General features: G+C 37.0%; 13 protein-coding genes. 9 read left to right on the top strand and 4 right to left on the bottom strand.

Annotation, left to right across the window (positions count from 1 at the left end; all coding sequences use genetic code 11):
- Positions 1-66: 66 nt before the first annotated feature.
- Together pruA and ACTJJF_RS00685 are read left to right on the top strand one after the other, a co-directional pair.
- Complete coding sequence (pruA, locus tag ACTJJF_RS00690; protein WP_440698323.1) at positions 67-1692, top strand: L-glutamate gamma-semialdehyde dehydrogenase; 1626 nt, start codon at positions 67-69, stop codon at positions 1690-1692.
- Between the two features lie 299 nt (positions 1693-1991).
- Positions 1992-2201 carry a cytochrome C551 gene (locus ACTJJF_RS00685; protein WP_312296475.1) on the top strand — a complete coding sequence of 70 codons (210 nt, stop codon included), beginning with the start codon at positions 1992-1994 and terminating at the stop codon, positions 2199-2201.
- Between the two features lie 112 nt (positions 2202-2313).
- On the opposite strand, the gene ACTJJF_RS00680 is transcribed toward ACTJJF_RS00685, so the two are convergent.
- Positions 2314-3807 (bottom strand): serine hydrolase, encoded by a 1494-nt coding sequence (locus ACTJJF_RS00680; protein WP_440698322.1) that lies wholly within the window; start codon positions 3805-3807, stop codon positions 2314-2316.
- Positions 3808-3992: 185 nt separating this feature from the next.
- On the opposite strand from ACTJJF_RS00680, the gene ACTJJF_RS00675 reads away from it, so the two are divergent.
- Positions 3993-4202 (top strand): hypothetical protein, encoded by a 210-nt coding sequence (locus ACTJJF_RS00675; protein ID WP_440698321.1) that lies wholly within the window; start codon positions 3993-3995, stop codon positions 4200-4202.
- Positions 4203-4594: 392 nt separating this feature from the next.
- Here ACTJJF_RS00675 and ACTJJF_RS00670 read toward each other — a convergent pair whose 3' ends face one another.
- The gene (locus ACTJJF_RS00670; RefSeq protein ID WP_440698320.1) at positions 4595-6220 is read right to left on the bottom strand and encodes a tetratricopeptide repeat protein; all 1626 of its coding nucleotides are present in this window, start codon (positions 6218-6220) and stop codon (positions 4595-4597) included.
- Positions 6221-6521: 301 nt separating this feature from the next.
- Between ACTJJF_RS00670 and ACTJJF_RS00665 the strand changes: the two genes are divergently transcribed.
- Entirely contained in the window at positions 6522-7682 is a 1161-nt protein-coding gene (locus ACTJJF_RS00665) for a thioredoxin family protein (protein ID WP_440698319.1), read from the top strand.
- 154 nt (positions 7683-7836) lie between these two features.
- On the opposite strand, the gene ACTJJF_RS00660 is transcribed toward ACTJJF_RS00665, so the two are convergent.
- Positions 7837-8859 (bottom strand): 3-oxoacyl-ACP synthase III family protein, encoded by a 1023-nt coding sequence (locus ACTJJF_RS00660; protein WP_312296470.1) that lies wholly within the window; start codon positions 8857-8859, stop codon positions 7837-7839.
- Positions 8860-8932: 73 nt separating this feature from the next.
- Here ACTJJF_RS00660 and ACTJJF_RS00655 point away from each other — a divergent pair, with 73 nt between their 5' ends.
- The 3 genes from ACTJJF_RS00655 to ACTJJF_RS00645 all read left to right on the top strand — a co-directional run bounded on the left by ACTJJF_RS00655 (position 8933) and on the right by ACTJJF_RS00645 (position 12559).
- A complete protein-coding gene (locus ACTJJF_RS00655; protein ID WP_312296468.1) occupies positions 8933-9832 on the top strand; it encodes a magnesium transporter CorA family protein in 900 nt (299 codons plus the stop codon).
- 202 nt (positions 9833-10034) lie between these two features.
- Positions 10035-11621 carry a patatin-like phospholipase family protein gene (locus ACTJJF_RS00650; protein ID WP_440698318.1) on the top strand — a complete coding sequence of 529 codons (1587 nt, stop codon included), beginning with the start codon at positions 10035-10037 and terminating at the stop codon, positions 11619-11621.
- Between the two features lie 182 nt (positions 11622-11803).
- Positions 11804-12559 carry a hypothetical protein gene (locus ACTJJF_RS00645; RefSeq protein ID WP_440698317.1) on the top strand — a complete coding sequence of 252 codons (756 nt, stop codon included), beginning with the start codon at positions 11804-11806 and terminating at the stop codon, positions 12557-12559.
- On the opposite strand, the gene ACTJJF_RS00640 is transcribed toward ACTJJF_RS00645, so the two are convergent.
- Positions 12504-13091, bottom strand: coding sequence for an NAD(P)H-dependent oxidoreductase (locus tag ACTJJF_RS00640; RefSeq protein ID WP_440698316.1), 588 nt, complete (start codon positions 13089-13091; stop codon positions 12504-12506). The genes ACTJJF_RS00645 and ACTJJF_RS00640 overlap by 56 nt on opposite strands.
- Before the next feature lie 92 nt (positions 13092-13183).
- Here ACTJJF_RS00640 and ACTJJF_RS00635 point away from each other — a divergent pair, with 92 nt between their 5' ends.
- Both ACTJJF_RS00635 and ACTJJF_RS00630 read left to right on the top strand, forming a co-directional pair.
- Entirely contained in the window at positions 13184-13549 is a 366-nt protein-coding gene (locus tag ACTJJF_RS00635; RefSeq protein ID WP_440698315.1) for a winged helix-turn-helix transcriptional regulator, read from the top strand.
- Positions 13550-13553: 4 nt separating this feature from the next.
- Positions 13554-13970 (top strand): hypothetical protein, encoded by a 417-nt coding sequence (locus ACTJJF_RS00630; RefSeq protein WP_440698314.1) that lies wholly within the window; start codon positions 13554-13556, stop codon positions 13968-13970.
- The last annotated feature ends 59 nt before the right edge of the window (positions 13971-14029 follow it).

Raw genomic sequence — 14029 nt, 5'->3', positions numbered from 1 at the left:
CTTTCCTTATAATTATCGTAAATTTGTATACAACATTCAATTTAATAAAAATAATAAAAACGTAATATGTCAAAAGCAATTTCGCAAGTACCATTAGCGGTAAACGAACCGGTAAATTCTTATGAACCGGGATCTCCTGAAGTAAAAAGCCTTATCAGCACTTATAAAAAAATGTGGGCTGAAAAGGTTGAAATTCCCATGATCATCAATGGAAAGGAAGTAAAAACTGAGAACAAAGTACAGCTTCAGTCTCCTCAGGATCATGCTCACGACTTCGGATTTTACTACCAGGGTGGTATGCAGCATGTGGATGACGCTATCAATGCGGCATTGGCAGCTAAAGAAGAATGGAATGAACTAGGTTGGGAACAACGTGCAGCTATTTTCTTAAAAGCAGCTGATTTGTTGGCTGGTCCTTACAGAGATGTCATCAATGCAGCTACGATGATCGGGCAGTCTAAAAATGTACACCAGGCCGAAATTGATTCTGCCTGTGAGTTTATCGATTTCTTAAGATTCAATGTAGAATTCATGACAGAAATGTATTCTGAGCAGCCGGTTTCTGATAATGGTATCTGGAACCGTGTAGAATACAGACCATTGGAAGGATTCTGTTTTGCAGTAACTCCATTCAACTTTACAGCGATTTCCGGAAATCTTCCTACCTGTATGGCGATGTTAGGAAACGTTGTAGTTTGGAAACCTTCTGACAAGCAGGTTTATTCTGCAAAAGTGATCATGGATGTATTAATAGAAGCGGGTCTTCCTGCAGGGGTTATCAATATGATCTTTACAGATGGTAAAGAAACTGCTGAGAAAGTACTGGCTCATAAAGATTTCGCAGGTCTTCACTTCACAGGATCTACAAAAGTATTCCAGGGAATGTGGAAAATGATCGGTGACAATATCCACAACTACAGAACCTATCCGAGAATTGTTGGGGAAACCGGAGGTAAAGATTTCGTGATTGCTCACCCGTCTGCTAATGTAGAAGCTGTAGCGACTGCTTTGGTAAGAGGTGCTTTCGAATACCAGGGACAAAAATGTTCTGCGGCTTCAAGAGCTTATGTTCCTAAGTCTCTTTGGGCTGATGTGAAAAAAGTAATGGAAGCTCAGATAGCTACTATTAAAATCGGTTCTCCTGAAGATCCATCTAACTTCGTGAATGCAGTAATTGATAAAAATTCTTTCGAAAAATGTAAAGGATACATCACGAGAGCAAACGAATCTTCTGAGGCTACTGTAGCAATTGGTGGAACTTGTGATGATTCCAAAGGATGGTTTGTACATCCAACAGTTATTGAAACTACAAACCCTCAATACGAAAGTATGGTAGAAGAGATTTTCGGGCCAATCCTTTCTGTATTTGTTTATGAAGATGCGGACTGGAAAGAGACTCTTAAACTGGTAGATTCTTCTTCTCCTTATTCATTAACAGGTTCTGTGTTCTCTCAGGATCGTTATGCAATTGCTGAAGCTTACAAAGCTTTAGAAAACGCATCCGGTAACTTCTACATCAACGATAAACCAACCGGTGCCGTAGTAGGACAGCAGCCTTTCGGTGGTGGTAGAGCTTCGGGAACTAATGACAAAGCGGGTTCTAAAATGAACCTTCTCAGATGGACGTCTGTAAGAAGTGTGAAAGAAACGTTTGTTTCTCCAAAAGACTATAAATATCCATACTTAGGATAATAAGTAATGAGTAACAGACATGAGCAATTTGTTGTCTGTTCTTAAATAACAGCCCCGGAATTTCGGTTTCGGGGCTTTTTTATGGATAAAAAATGATAGATGATTGATTTTGCAGTTCAGGGTTTAGAGCTTAGAATTTAAATCGTAAAAGACTTTAGCATACATCTGCTCTCCTATCCTTACTTTACCTAACATCTTTTAACAAACTTTACCTATATTTTACGACTTCACTACCCCTGTTAGGAATAATAGTTGTTTTTGGATAAGTACACCCAAAATAAAATAGTATGAAAAAGTTATTGCTAACAGCCGTCGGAATAGGATTATTTGCCGTGAGCTGTGGAACCAAAGAATCGACCATGTCATCGAGTAGCCGTGATTCGACAGCAGTAGACAGTGCACAAAGAAATGCACCGCCTGCAACGACCGATACAATGACTACAAAAATGACGAATCCTGACACCATCAAGATGAAAAAGGATTCAATGGTGACAACTCCGGTCAAATAAGTTATTATAAATGTTTTAATTTAAAATGGAAAATCTGCAGTTGAAAGTACTGCAGATTTTTTATTTATTTTAGCTTTTTTATAATAGTTTACATCATAAAGCATCTGTATTACTATTTTATTTTCCTGAATGTGATTCCCCCGTGCATATCCATTGTAACTCCATTGATATCTCCTTTGTCATCGAGGGTAAAATTAAAATCGAAATCAGGGTTCATTTGCTGTGGAACTTCTTCTGTTAATGCTGAAGCAAAAAGATCATACTGCCGGTGCATCAATAGAAATTTGAAGGTTGGAAAACGTACGTACAGGTTATTTCCTTCTTTAGCAACTGTTAATGTTCCGTATCCTTTATTGAAATACTCACCGCAATACAAATCCAGATCGTGGGTTGGTTTTTTCTTTTCATTGATACCCGTCCGGATGCTTTTATCCGGCTTGGCAATATCGCTGATACCCTTTTCATAGGAATAAGGTTTACCATGATCTAAACCAAGCATACGGATTGAAATCATATTAGCAATGGTATTGGATATATCAGAATTCTGCTGATTGCTCAGAACAGCTATCCCCAGTTTTTCGGCTGGAAAAAGAAAGATATTAGAATTAAAACCTGATACTCCTCCGGCATGCCACACCTTATAATGACCTTTGAAAATCTGGGTAAGCCAACCATATCCGCAGCCAAAGAGGTAATTTTTGGCATCCGGACTAGCCGGAGGAGCCCCATCAATCATGACTTTGGCACTCATTGCATTTTTCATGTAGTCTTTTGAAATAAGCTCTCGGTTTTCAAAACTTCCATAGTTTAACCAAAGCCTGATCCAGTTTACCAAATCAGCTGCAGAACTGTTAACCGCAGCTCCAGGTTTATCATTATCAGGTCTTTGAAACAGTACTTTTTCAATATTTTTTTGGTAAAGACCGTACGGATAGGAAAAATCGGGTTGTTTTGTCATTTCATCAACAGATGTACTGCTGTGATCCATCTTTAAAGGAACAAATATTTTCTGTCTGATAAGATCATCCCAGCTTTTGCCATTTATCTGCTCTGCAATTGTTCCCAACATGAGGTATCCAAAATTGCTGTATTTCCAGCTGTTTTTAGGTTCTCCGTTTTCTTTGATAAAAGGAAGCTTTTGCATCAGATCCATACGTTTAGCTGCGGGAAAGAAAATGTAGGTTCCGTCTATACTCCCCAATCCGCTTCTGTGTTCCAGTAAATCTTCGATGGTGATCAGATTGTTCATTCTGTCCGTAGAAAATGTCAGATAGGGAATATAACGGGAAGGTTTATCCTGAACGGATATTTTCTTTTCGCTTTCCAACATTCCTATTAAAGCGGATGTAAATGATTTGGTATTGCTTCCGATACTAAAAACGGTATTGGGAGTTACGGGAAGTTTATTTTCATAATCCCTGTACCCATACCCTTTGGAATAAATTAGTTTATCATTTTCAACAATTGCCACTGATATTCCTACTGCCTGATAATCTTTCATGATGGCATTGATTTCTTCATCAATTCTCTTCAAATTTCTCTTTGGTTCTTGGCTCAACGTAAAATTGTACAGTAAAAGGGGTAACAGATAAAGTATTTTTCTCATATTTTAATTTTTAAGATCAATTTGAATATCGTTCTTTCCATCTATTATTGCTCTATACAATATCATAGTATTTCGCTGCCCTATTACATTAAAAACAATTTTATCAGAATATGCATCTGATCATTCATAAAAATATTAATATTTTATTATATTTGATTACATTAAAAGACAAAAAATAAAATAGTATGAAAAAATTCTGGATAGGAGCAGTTCTTGGACTTCTTTTTCTTGGAAGCTGTGCCCAAAATAAGGAAAAAAGGGAAGAATTTAAAGAGGCCCACAATAAAGATTCTCTGAGAAACAGTATGGGTGATTCTGCCGTGGCTAATTCTGAGCCGGCCCCGACAACTTCTGATACTTTAAAAATTAAAAGCGACAGCAGCAAAACGAAATAAAATCACAAATCCACAGACTTTCTGTGGATTTGCACTTAAAAAAACTTGACTGAAAAAAAACCGGGCAATCAACCCCGATTATAGGATATGGTCCGGAGATCCGGATCAGTATATTTTTTGACAGTTAAAGATTCCGGCATAATTTCATTGCTGTAAAAACACCTTTCTTTTTCTGTTTAAAGTTTTGTTGGATTGGTAAGATAAGCGCTGTTTTATTTCATCTCAATAAGGAAAAGAATTCCTAAAAAAATAAAAGAGCTATACTGTAGTATAAATAGTCGTCATATCCCGTAAAACTGTCGCAAAGATAGGACAGCAGCTGTATTGTATAAAACAATAGGTTATCCATTTTCGTGAAAATGATGAGACAGGGTACACTTTTTAAGGTATTTTTAATCATTTTCGTGAAAACGGACATCCTTATCTGACTGATTTTCAACGTCCAGATATTTGATATAGGCTGACGGGGAATAATCTGTGACAGCTTTGAATACCGCAGCAAATTTACTATGTGAAGAGAAACCACACTCATCTGCAAGGATACTGATTTTATATTGCCTGTACTTTTCATCATTAATCAGTTTATCTACAATATAATTGATCCTTAAACGGTTGATATAAGTTTTGAAATCGGTTCCCTTGTGCTGGTTAATCACATACGAAAGATACTTCGTATTGGTATTCAGTTCGCCTGCAAGAAATGATAGGGACATTCCTTTATTGTTATAAAGATTTCCTTTTTCAAACATTTCAAGAAGTTCCAATAGTTTCGACTCTGTTTCTGAGGTCATGAGGGAATCGTTCCTTTTTTTGTCTGCTTCACTGCCATTCTCATCAATTTCTTCTACGGATATATTAGAAAATTCAGCATTTCCGGCTGGTTTTAAAGGCTGGGTTCTGTTACTGATCATTTTCAGCTGAGTCCTGATAATATTCCTGAATTTGGAATGTTGCTTTCTCTGTTTTGTTCTGAAAAAAACAATAAGGCCGATCACTGCTGCAAGCAAAATAATGATGGTTATATTTTTTGCCACATTCATTGACCCGTTCTTTTTACCGGTTTTAGTTCCTACGTTGTCAGTATTTTTTGCGGCAAATCCCTGATTACGTGCGGCAATACTATCATACGCCTTTACATATTTCACAGCATACAAAGATGCTTTAAAAGTATCGCCTGTTCCTTCATAATAATCGTTGATATTGGAGTATACAGCTTTTTTGAGCTTAAGGCTTCTTGAGGTATCTGCTATTTTTTCAGCTTTTCTCAGGTATAGTTCCGCATCTTTCCAGTTTTTCTGTTTGAGGCGGATTCCTCCCAGGCCATTATAAACCAATCCAAGCGTACAGCTTCCTGCTTTGAGCAGCTCCTCTGCTTTTCTGTAATAGCTTTCCGAAACGGAATAATTATTCAGCTTAAAATAAACATCCCCCAGCACCTGATAAGATGCCGCTGCCGTTCTGTTTTCATTTTTGCTGTCAATTTTTTCAAAATGCTTCAGAGAGTTTTCTATATATTGTACTGCGTTGGAATTGTTTCCCAGTTCCATTTCATAAAAGGCCATTTCCTGGTTCAGCAATCCTGCCTCTTCATTACTTTTCTGAAATCCCAAAATCTGCCTTGATGCTTCCAGACCTTTCAACAGGTATTTTCTGGCTCTTTCGTATAACCCTACCTGTCTATATTGTCTGCCTAGCAATCTGCATACCTCAGCCATTCTTTCGGGATCGTTATTCTGATTGATTAATGAATGTGCATTTTCGCCGTAGCATATGGCTTTTTTAAGTTCTCCGGCATGGTGATAAAGCTCTGAAGAAAGCATCAGACTTCTGATTTTTTCTGACGGTTTCTGAGCAGACATATAGAGGGAATCTGCCGTACTGATCGCTTTCGGCAGGTCTTTATAGGCAGTGATGGCAGAGGTTCTTTCACAAGTCTCATCAAAGCTGTCCTTTTTCTGGGCAAATATGGGGATTGCTGTGGTAAGCAAAAACAAAAGTATCAGTAGATTTCCGGGCATAAAAAAACAAATTATTATTTTTATTTTATAATAATTCATCATTATTTTCTCAGGGTGTCTTTTTGTTTTTCACAAAATTAATAATATTTTACTTTTAATTAAAATATTCTATTGAAATTTAATCATTTAACCTAAAACAGTATTTTATGTTAAATTTAATAATAAGACTAAAATAATAAACGATTTTCTTTAATATAAGTCTATCCCTGTATTTAAAACAAGGTTCCTGTATAATTATTTTTGATATGAACGGCCTAAATGTCAGCATATTTATTACATTTGCAGGGAATAAAAAGTTTTTATGAAAAAAATAACCATACTTTCAACTCTGTTTATAGGAGTATTTGCATGGGCACAGGGAATCAAATTTGAGGACAGCAACTTCGCCTCTATCCTTGCCAAGGCAAAAAAAGAGAACAAACTGATCTTTGTAGATGCATATGCTTCGTGGTGCGGACCATGTAAGCTGATGGTAAAAAATATTTTCCCGCTTCAATCGGTGGGAGACTATTATAATGCTCACTTTATCAATGCTAAAATTGATATGGAAAAAGGAGAAGGAATTGAGCTGGCTAAAAAATACAATGTAAAGGCCTTCCCTACTTATCTTTTCATTGACGGAAATGGTGAAGCGGTACACAGAACCCTGGGATATGTGGAAGAAAAAGACTTTATCCAGTTTGCTAAAGATGCTGAAGATCCGAACAGAAGACTGACTTCATTAAAACAACAGTTTGAAAAAGGTGAAAAGGCACCTGAATTCCTGAAAAATCTTGCAGGACTTACTATATATAATGATCCTGAGTTTGCAGGTAAAGTACTGGACCGTTATTTCGGGCAGAAGACAGCTTTGGACCAGGAAGATGTTCAGTTACTGCTTTCCGGTGTACAGACTACAGAAAGCCCGCTGTATAAAATCTTCCAGAATAAGAAAGAAGACATTCAAAAGTTTTTCCCTGCAGACAGGTACGAAAAATTTGATAAAAATATCAAACTGAATACTGTTGCTAAAAAAGCTTACAATGCAGATACGAAAACCTGGAATGACAGCTATTTTATGACGGAAACTCAAAAATTCCTGAGCAAAGAAGAAGCTGATAAGATCTTAAAAAGAATGAAAGCCAACAGAGCTTTAAAAAATAAGGATATCCCTGAATATGAAAAACTGATTCTTGATCTTTACAAAGATTATTCTGCAGCCAGCTCTGAAGAACTGAATTCTCTTGCATGGAATTTCTTCGAAAATGTAAGCAATAAAGCATCTCTGGAAAAAGCAATCATATGGGCACAGGAATCTGTAAAAAAAGATCAGAACTATGCCAATACAGATACTTTGGCCAATCTTTACAATAAGATAGGAGATAAGAAAAATGCAAAAATGTGGGCTGAAAAGTCTATTGAAATTGCAAAAAGCAAAGGTGAAGATTTTTCAGATACGGAAAAGCTATTGAAAAGCCTTTAATAGATCAATATATAAAACAAAAACCGCAGAATGTCCTGCGGTTTTTTTTATGTTGTCTGGTGATGTGTGTATGACAAACCAACCTGTCAAATCAAAGATTTGACACCCCTTCGATGGAGGGGAATAATTATGCTTTCAGTTGTGAAGATGGTTGTTAATATTCAAACAGAACACTACCCCAAGTAAATCCGCTTCCGAAAGCAGAAACAAGGACAAGGTCTCCTCTTTTGATTTTCCCCTGCTCAATCGCTTCACTTAAAGCAATCGGAATAGAAGCAGCGGTTGTATTTCCATATTTCTGAATATTGTTAAATATCTTGTCATCCGGTAATCCGAATTTCTGCTGAACAAACTGAGCAATTCTCAGATTGGCCTGATGAGGGATGAACATGTCAAGATCTTCAACTGTTTTTCCTGCTTTATTCAAAGCTTCCATCATTGTTTCCGGGAATCTTGTAACAGCATGTTTGAATACAAAATTACCGTTCATGATAGGATAAACTTCTTTATTGGTAACATTTTCAGGCTCTTTTCTCATCCTGTCACTCCAGCCGAATTTAGAACCCGGGAACTGTGTACATAATTCATCGGCATATTTACCTTCAGAATGCATATTCACCGCTAAAACATCTCCTGCATTTTCATCTTCAGTTGCAGAAAGCACAATGGCTCCCGCCCCATCTCCGAAAATAACAGAAACTCCTCTTCCTTCATCTGAGAAATCCAGTCCGAAAGAATGAATCTCTGCGCCCACCACAAGAATATTTTTATAAGTACCTGATTTGATAAAAGCATTGGCAACACTCATAGAATATACAAACCCAGAGCACTGGTTTCTTACATCCAGAGCGCCTATGGTATCACATCCCAGCATATCCTGAAGCAAAACCCCGCAGCCAGGGAAATAATAATCCGGTGAAAGCGTTGCAAAAACAATGTAATCAATATCTTTAGACGTAAGACCTGCATTCTGAATGGCCTTTTCTGAAGCTTTAAACCCTAAATAAGCGGCTGTTTCCTGAGAATCATTCCTGTTTTTTCTGTGTCTTCGTTCCTTGATGCCTGTTCTTTCCGTAATCCATTCATCATTGGTTGTCATTAGTTTGGCTAGATCATCATTTGTAACAACGTTATCTGGAACATAAAATCCGACACCTTTTATTGTACTTTTAATCATATAGTTTTTTAATTTTGGCAAAGATAAAACTTATTTAACACATAGTTTTTCAAAATATTAGTATTTTTACTTTATGCCAATTGATACGATATACAGATGCGAGCACTGCGAATGGGTAGATGTGGAATCTCCTACTGCAGAAGACCTGAAATTTCTTCATGAAAGATACGAAATCAATAATCTCCTTCTTGAAGATACCATAGATCCCAACCACCTTCCCAAATATGAAGAAGACGGAAGCGTAAAGTTCTTCCTTCTCCGTGAAAGCACAGAACTGGAAAGGAAAAACCTGAACACCATCAGTGACATCAGCACCAAGATCGCCATTTTCATGCTGGATAAGACCATCATCACCATCCACAGAATGAAAACCAAAAGTATTTCTGAAACAAAAAAAAGACTTCAGGCAACACAGGAAGATGTTAATCCTCAAAAAATAGCGCTGATGATCGCTATCCTCATCATGAAAAGTTTTGATGATGAATCCATAAGCCTTCTGGAAACAATGGATAATATTGAAAATGAGATTTTCCTTAAAAATACCAATCATACCAGCCAAATCCGCAGATTGTACAAGCTGAAACGAAAATCAGGACTGAATTCCAGGGTATTGGTCATTTCTACCGATGCTATTGATAAATTCAAATTATTAAATCTGCAGGATTCTGAAATTGTGGACCTCAAAGACAAACATAAAGACGTAGTAGCGGATTTTGATCATCTGAATATACAGATCACCAACCTTATTTCCATGTTCCTGGCCCTGTCTGATCAGAAAGCCAACCAGGTCATGAAGGTATTGGCTATTTATTCGGTTTATTTTTTACCAATTACCTTTATTGCAGGAGTATACGGGATGAATTTTGACAATATGCCGGAACTTCATCATAAATATGGCTATTATATTACAGTAGGTGCCATGGCTACAGTTGTCATCAGTACATTCATCTATGTGCGAAAGAAACAATGGTGATTCTCCAGATCGATTTATATTTCCCGAAGATTATACAAACTTTTTAACCATCATATGCGATATTTCTCAATCTGCAGGAGAATTCAATACAAAGATTATCAGTCTTTGCTATAAATTAATCTCATGGTTTGGAAATAAACAGTAATTTAGAGATTGCTTCACCTGTGGGTTACGCAATAACAAAATATTACTCCCCGAGCCTATGAAAACCGAAACTCTTAATGCAATTCTGGAGGATGAATCTCTTTCTAAAGAATCTAAGGAGAAACTTGCTGCTCTTCATGAAAACATCTCATCCAAAGAGTTTTCTGATCTTCTGGACCAGGAGGGCAATCAGTATATAGAGTTTGTACAGGAAGGCGGCGGTGTTTGGGGAAGTGCTCTTGTAGGGTATCTTTATGGCCTGGAAATCTTTGGAATCCGTTTTCTGAAGGTGGCGGGGACAAGTGCCGGAGCGATCAATACCATGCTTATTGCAGCTTGCAAAACCAAAGAAGAACCTAAGAGCAAACTCATTAAAGATATTCTTTTCAGTTGGGATTTTTCAGATTTTATGGATGGGAAAACCTATGTAAAAACTACTCTTCACGGGATGCTCAACAATAAGGATTTCTTTAAGATCAATGCGATTATTGCGGCCATTCTGTTCATTATCCTGGTCAGCATTCCTTTTGCAGCTCCTTCGGAAACCATACTCAGCGCAAAGCTGATGTTTTTAATTCCCCTGATTCCGGCTGTTATTCTCTTTTTATGTATCAAAAAGCTGTACAACAATTTCAGAAAGGAAAACAGCGGGCTCAACCCGGGAAATGTATTTCAGAATACCATGAAAACTGCCCTGGATAATTTCGGAATCAAAACAGTAGCTAATCTGAATGAGAAATTTATTCAAAAGGAATATGCCCTTAACCTCAGCTACCGCTACGGAAACGGCCAGGAATATTATACAATGGCTCTTCAAAGTATAGAAAATATCAAAACAAAAAACCTGGAGCATATTGATCAGACCCGATATAAAATTTTCTATGACAGTGCCGCCAATAATGATTATTACAAAAACAATCCTTTTTACCTGCTGCAGTCGGAATATGTGATCATCACTACTGATATTAATGCCAAAATAAAAGTGGAACTTCCCACCATGGCCAATCTGTATTGGTCTGAAGAAGAACTGAAGCACATCAGTCCCGCAGAGTTTGTAAGGGCTTCCATGTCGGTCCCTTTTTTCTTTGAGCCTTTTCAGAAAGAGATCAACAGAAATGACGATTCGGTAAAATATGCCTGGAAATTCTGGATGAATACCAGGAAGGATGATATAAATCCTGTGGGCATCTTTATTGATGGCGGCAGTATTTCCAATTTCCCAATTGATCTGTTTCATGCAGATGAAGTTTTTTATCCGAGAATGCCTCTTTTCGGGGTACAGCTTACCAGTGATTCCGACATGCTTTCCGAAAAAGGAAAAACGAGTGAAGAAATCATGAAAACTCCTTTCAGCTATGCCGGAAATATCATCAGTACTTTAAAAGGTTTTAATGACAAAACCTTTCTTACCAAACATAGTTTTTATAAACTTTACAGCATCCAGACCGTCAACTGCGGAACCAGCAGCTGGCTGAATTTCTTTATGAAACAAGAGGAAAAGGAAGAGCTTTTCAACAGAGGTTTCCAGGCTGCCCTCGATTTTCTGAATCAGTTTGACTGGAAAAAATATAAATATGAAAGGATGCTGCTCTCTATGAAAGAGAAAAAAATCCTGAAGGAAGAGGATACGCCTACGGTGGGATAAAGTTTTTTAAGTATTTTCGTTTAAAATTAGATCATGAAATACTTATGTGAATGCTGCAGGGAAGAAAAAGATGATCAATAGAGTATTAACCTTAAATGATGGATGAGCTACTTTTTCCAAAGATGGACAGACTATTACATTAACCATCAGAAAAATCAAACTAATAGTAATCAGGAGCAATAATGGGTGGATTTATAGAATTTTACAAACTGGATAAAGCAAAGATCAGAGAAAACCTGTATCCGAAAGTTTCAGATACAAGTCTTCCTGATGTATTTCTGGAGATCATTGATAAACGTTTTGGAAACTTTCATGACTTTCTGAAGTGTGAGCGTGAATTTTCAGCGATATCCTATGAAAATATTCTGAAAAAGCTTCAGCAAGAAGATTATACTTTAGAAAACGAAGAATTTACTGCTCTTTTTGATTGGTTTACCTGGTATTATCAGAATGATCATGAAGGAGATGAAGAAATATTTGCCCATCATGGATTCATCGGAATCTGGCATCTTACGACCCGGTATGAGGTTCCGCTATTCTTTGGCCTTACTGCCAATGGCGTAGAGAAATTTTACATTCCGCTTCTTGATCATGCTCAGGAACTGACAATTGACAGGATCTTAAGCAGTAATGATCTTCTGCTTATGGTTGATTACCTTATTCTTCTTTCCTTTAAAGTGGCTGTTTATAAGGAATCATCTGATGTAGAACAAATGAGACAATCACTTGAAATCTCACAGTTTGATACCTCTTTTAATCTGCATATCAGTACAGAAAAGCACTTAAACACCTACCTTCAGGACCCTGATTACATGTACCGGGATGAAATGAAACATCTTCTTGAAGGAGGATATGAATATATTCCCGGAATCATGATGAACATTAAAGAGAATCTTGGCAGTTATGAAGGGCCAATTTACCTTGACCAAAGCTATTAGCCGATAGAGCATCCAGAAAATCAAGGTACATAGGGACACTCTTTTCAATCCATTCATCAGAAGAATCACGCTCTATCCCGTAATAGACAAATGGTTCTTTATATTCTGCCTTTATATAATCAAAGGTCAGCTCATAAGGCCTGAAAAGCTCCTTCATTGTATATTTATATTTTCCTGAAGCAGTATATTCGTCTTCATCAATTCCGGCAGTAACAGCCAGAGTCATTCTTTTTCCCGCCAGTTTATAACCGCTTTTGCTTCCGTAAGCCCAGCCATGCAAAATAACTTCATCTAACCATTGTTTCAGAAGCGGTGGACTGCTGAACCAGTAAAATGGAAACTGAAATACAATTGTATCATGAGATTCCATAAGTTTCTGTTCACTGGTTACATCAATTTTACCATCAGGATAAGCTTTGTACAACTGATGAACGGTATATTTTTCAGGATATTTTTTCAGTTCTTCAATCCATCTTTTGTTGATGACAGATTTTTCAATATCAGGATGGGTTACAATAATTAAGGTTTTCATTTAATGTTAAATTTCTACAGCAAAATTACGATACGTACCGTACATTTTGTACATTAGCTACCTATTGTATGGTACTATAAAAAAAGTAAGTAATGACTAAAATAAAGGAAACCTCGACCAATTTTGCCAATAAAAAAGCTCTTTCAGACGAATGTCCGGAGGTGTATGCTTCCAATATCATTGGCGGACAGTGGGCACTTGCGATCTGCTGCTATCTGATCAACGGAAAAATGAGATTTGGAGAACTCAGAAAGTGTCTTCAGAACATTACAGAACGTATGTTGACGCTTCAGCTTCGCAGGCTGGAGGAAGACAAAATTATTACCAGAACCGTATATGCAGAAGTTCCCCCAAGGGTAGAATATGAGCTTACAGAAATCGGGTATAAACTGAAACCTATTATTCTTGAATTTGAAAAATGGGGAACAGAGCATAAAGAATTGGTGAAAAAAGCTTAAAAAAATGACTGAGGAATTAGATACTTTTTATCTGGAATTAATCGTAGTGGCATCTCAGACCAGTCAAAACGACGTCTATATGCACGGATACCTGGAAATAAGACTTAACAATAAAAAGCCTTATGCAGAAGGAGATATTATTGACATCAGTGAATTTTATGAGAGTATAGATGCGGATGGTGAATTTAAAATATTTTCATGTTGCTGCGGAATTCCTGAGTGTAGTGGCTGGATTAGAGGAATTCAGGTTGAACATCTTGAAAATAGCCGTATAAAATGGACCAATCTTAATAGCGGACAATCCTGGACATTTCAAAAGCACCTGCTTGTAGATGCTTTACAGCAAGTAGATGAAGAGGTAGAAAATTTTAAAAAATTTTTCACCCAAAAAGATATTGAGTATGTAGGATATGGTTCTTAATAGAAGTTTTTTACCATCAGATTGCTACAGAATAACCCATAGAAGCCTCTGCAATTAAT

Origin of the sequence: Chryseobacterium sp. 22458 (genome assembly GCF_052044975.1) — a bacterium.
In the GTDB taxonomy this organism is placed as follows: domain Bacteria; phylum Bacteroidota; class Bacteroidia; order Flavobacteriales; family Weeksellaceae; genus Chryseobacterium.
Note: the sequence above shows the minus strand (reverse complement) of the source record. Positions and strands in the feature narration are given on the sequence as shown.

What these genes read in the sequence shown, in the direction of transcription:
- pruA (WP_440698323.1), top strand. Translation starts at nt 67, where the DNA reads ATGTCAAAAGCAATTTCGCAAGTACCATTAGCGGTAAACGAACCGGTA.
- ACTJJF_RS00680 (WP_440698322.1), bottom strand. Translation starts at nt 3,807, where the DNA reads ATGAGAAAAATACTTTATCTGTTACCCCTTTTACTGTACAATTTTACG.
- ACTJJF_RS00675 (WP_440698321.1), top strand. Translation starts at nt 3,993, where the DNA reads ATGAAAAAATTCTGGATAGGAGCAGTTCTTGGACTTCTTTTTCTTGGA.
- ACTJJF_RS00670 (WP_440698320.1), bottom strand. Translation starts at nt 6,220, where the DNA reads ATGCCCGGAAATCTACTGATACTTTTGTTTTTGCTTACCACAGCAATC.
- ACTJJF_RS00665 (WP_440698319.1), top strand. Translation starts at nt 6,522, where the DNA reads ATGAAAAAAATAACCATACTTTCAACTCTGTTTATAGGAGTATTTGCA.
- ACTJJF_RS00660 (WP_312296470.1), bottom strand. Translation starts at nt 8,859, where the DNA reads ATGATTAAAAGTACAATAAAAGGTGTCGGATTTTATGTTCCAGATAAC.
- ACTJJF_RS00655 (WP_312296468.1), top strand. Translation starts at nt 8,933, where the DNA reads ATGCCAATTGATACGATATACAGATGCGAGCACTGCGAATGGGTAGAT.
- ACTJJF_RS00650 (WP_440698318.1), top strand. Translation starts at nt 10,035, where the DNA reads ATGAAAACCGAAACTCTTAATGCAATTCTGGAGGATGAATCTCTTTCT.
- ACTJJF_RS00645 (WP_440698317.1), top strand. Translation starts at nt 11,804, where the DNA reads ATGGGTGGATTTATAGAATTTTACAAACTGGATAAAGCAAAGATCAGA.
- ACTJJF_RS00640 (WP_440698316.1), bottom strand. Translation starts at nt 13,091, where the DNA reads ATGAAAACCTTAATTATTGTAACCCATCCTGATATTGAAAAATCTGTC.
- ACTJJF_RS00635 (WP_440698315.1), top strand. Translation starts at nt 13,184, where the DNA reads ATGACTAAAATAAAGGAAACCTCGACCAATTTTGCCAATAAAAAAGCT.
- ACTJJF_RS00630 (WP_440698314.1), top strand. Translation starts at nt 13,554, where the DNA reads ATGACTGAGGAATTAGATACTTTTTATCTGGAATTAATCGTAGTGGCA.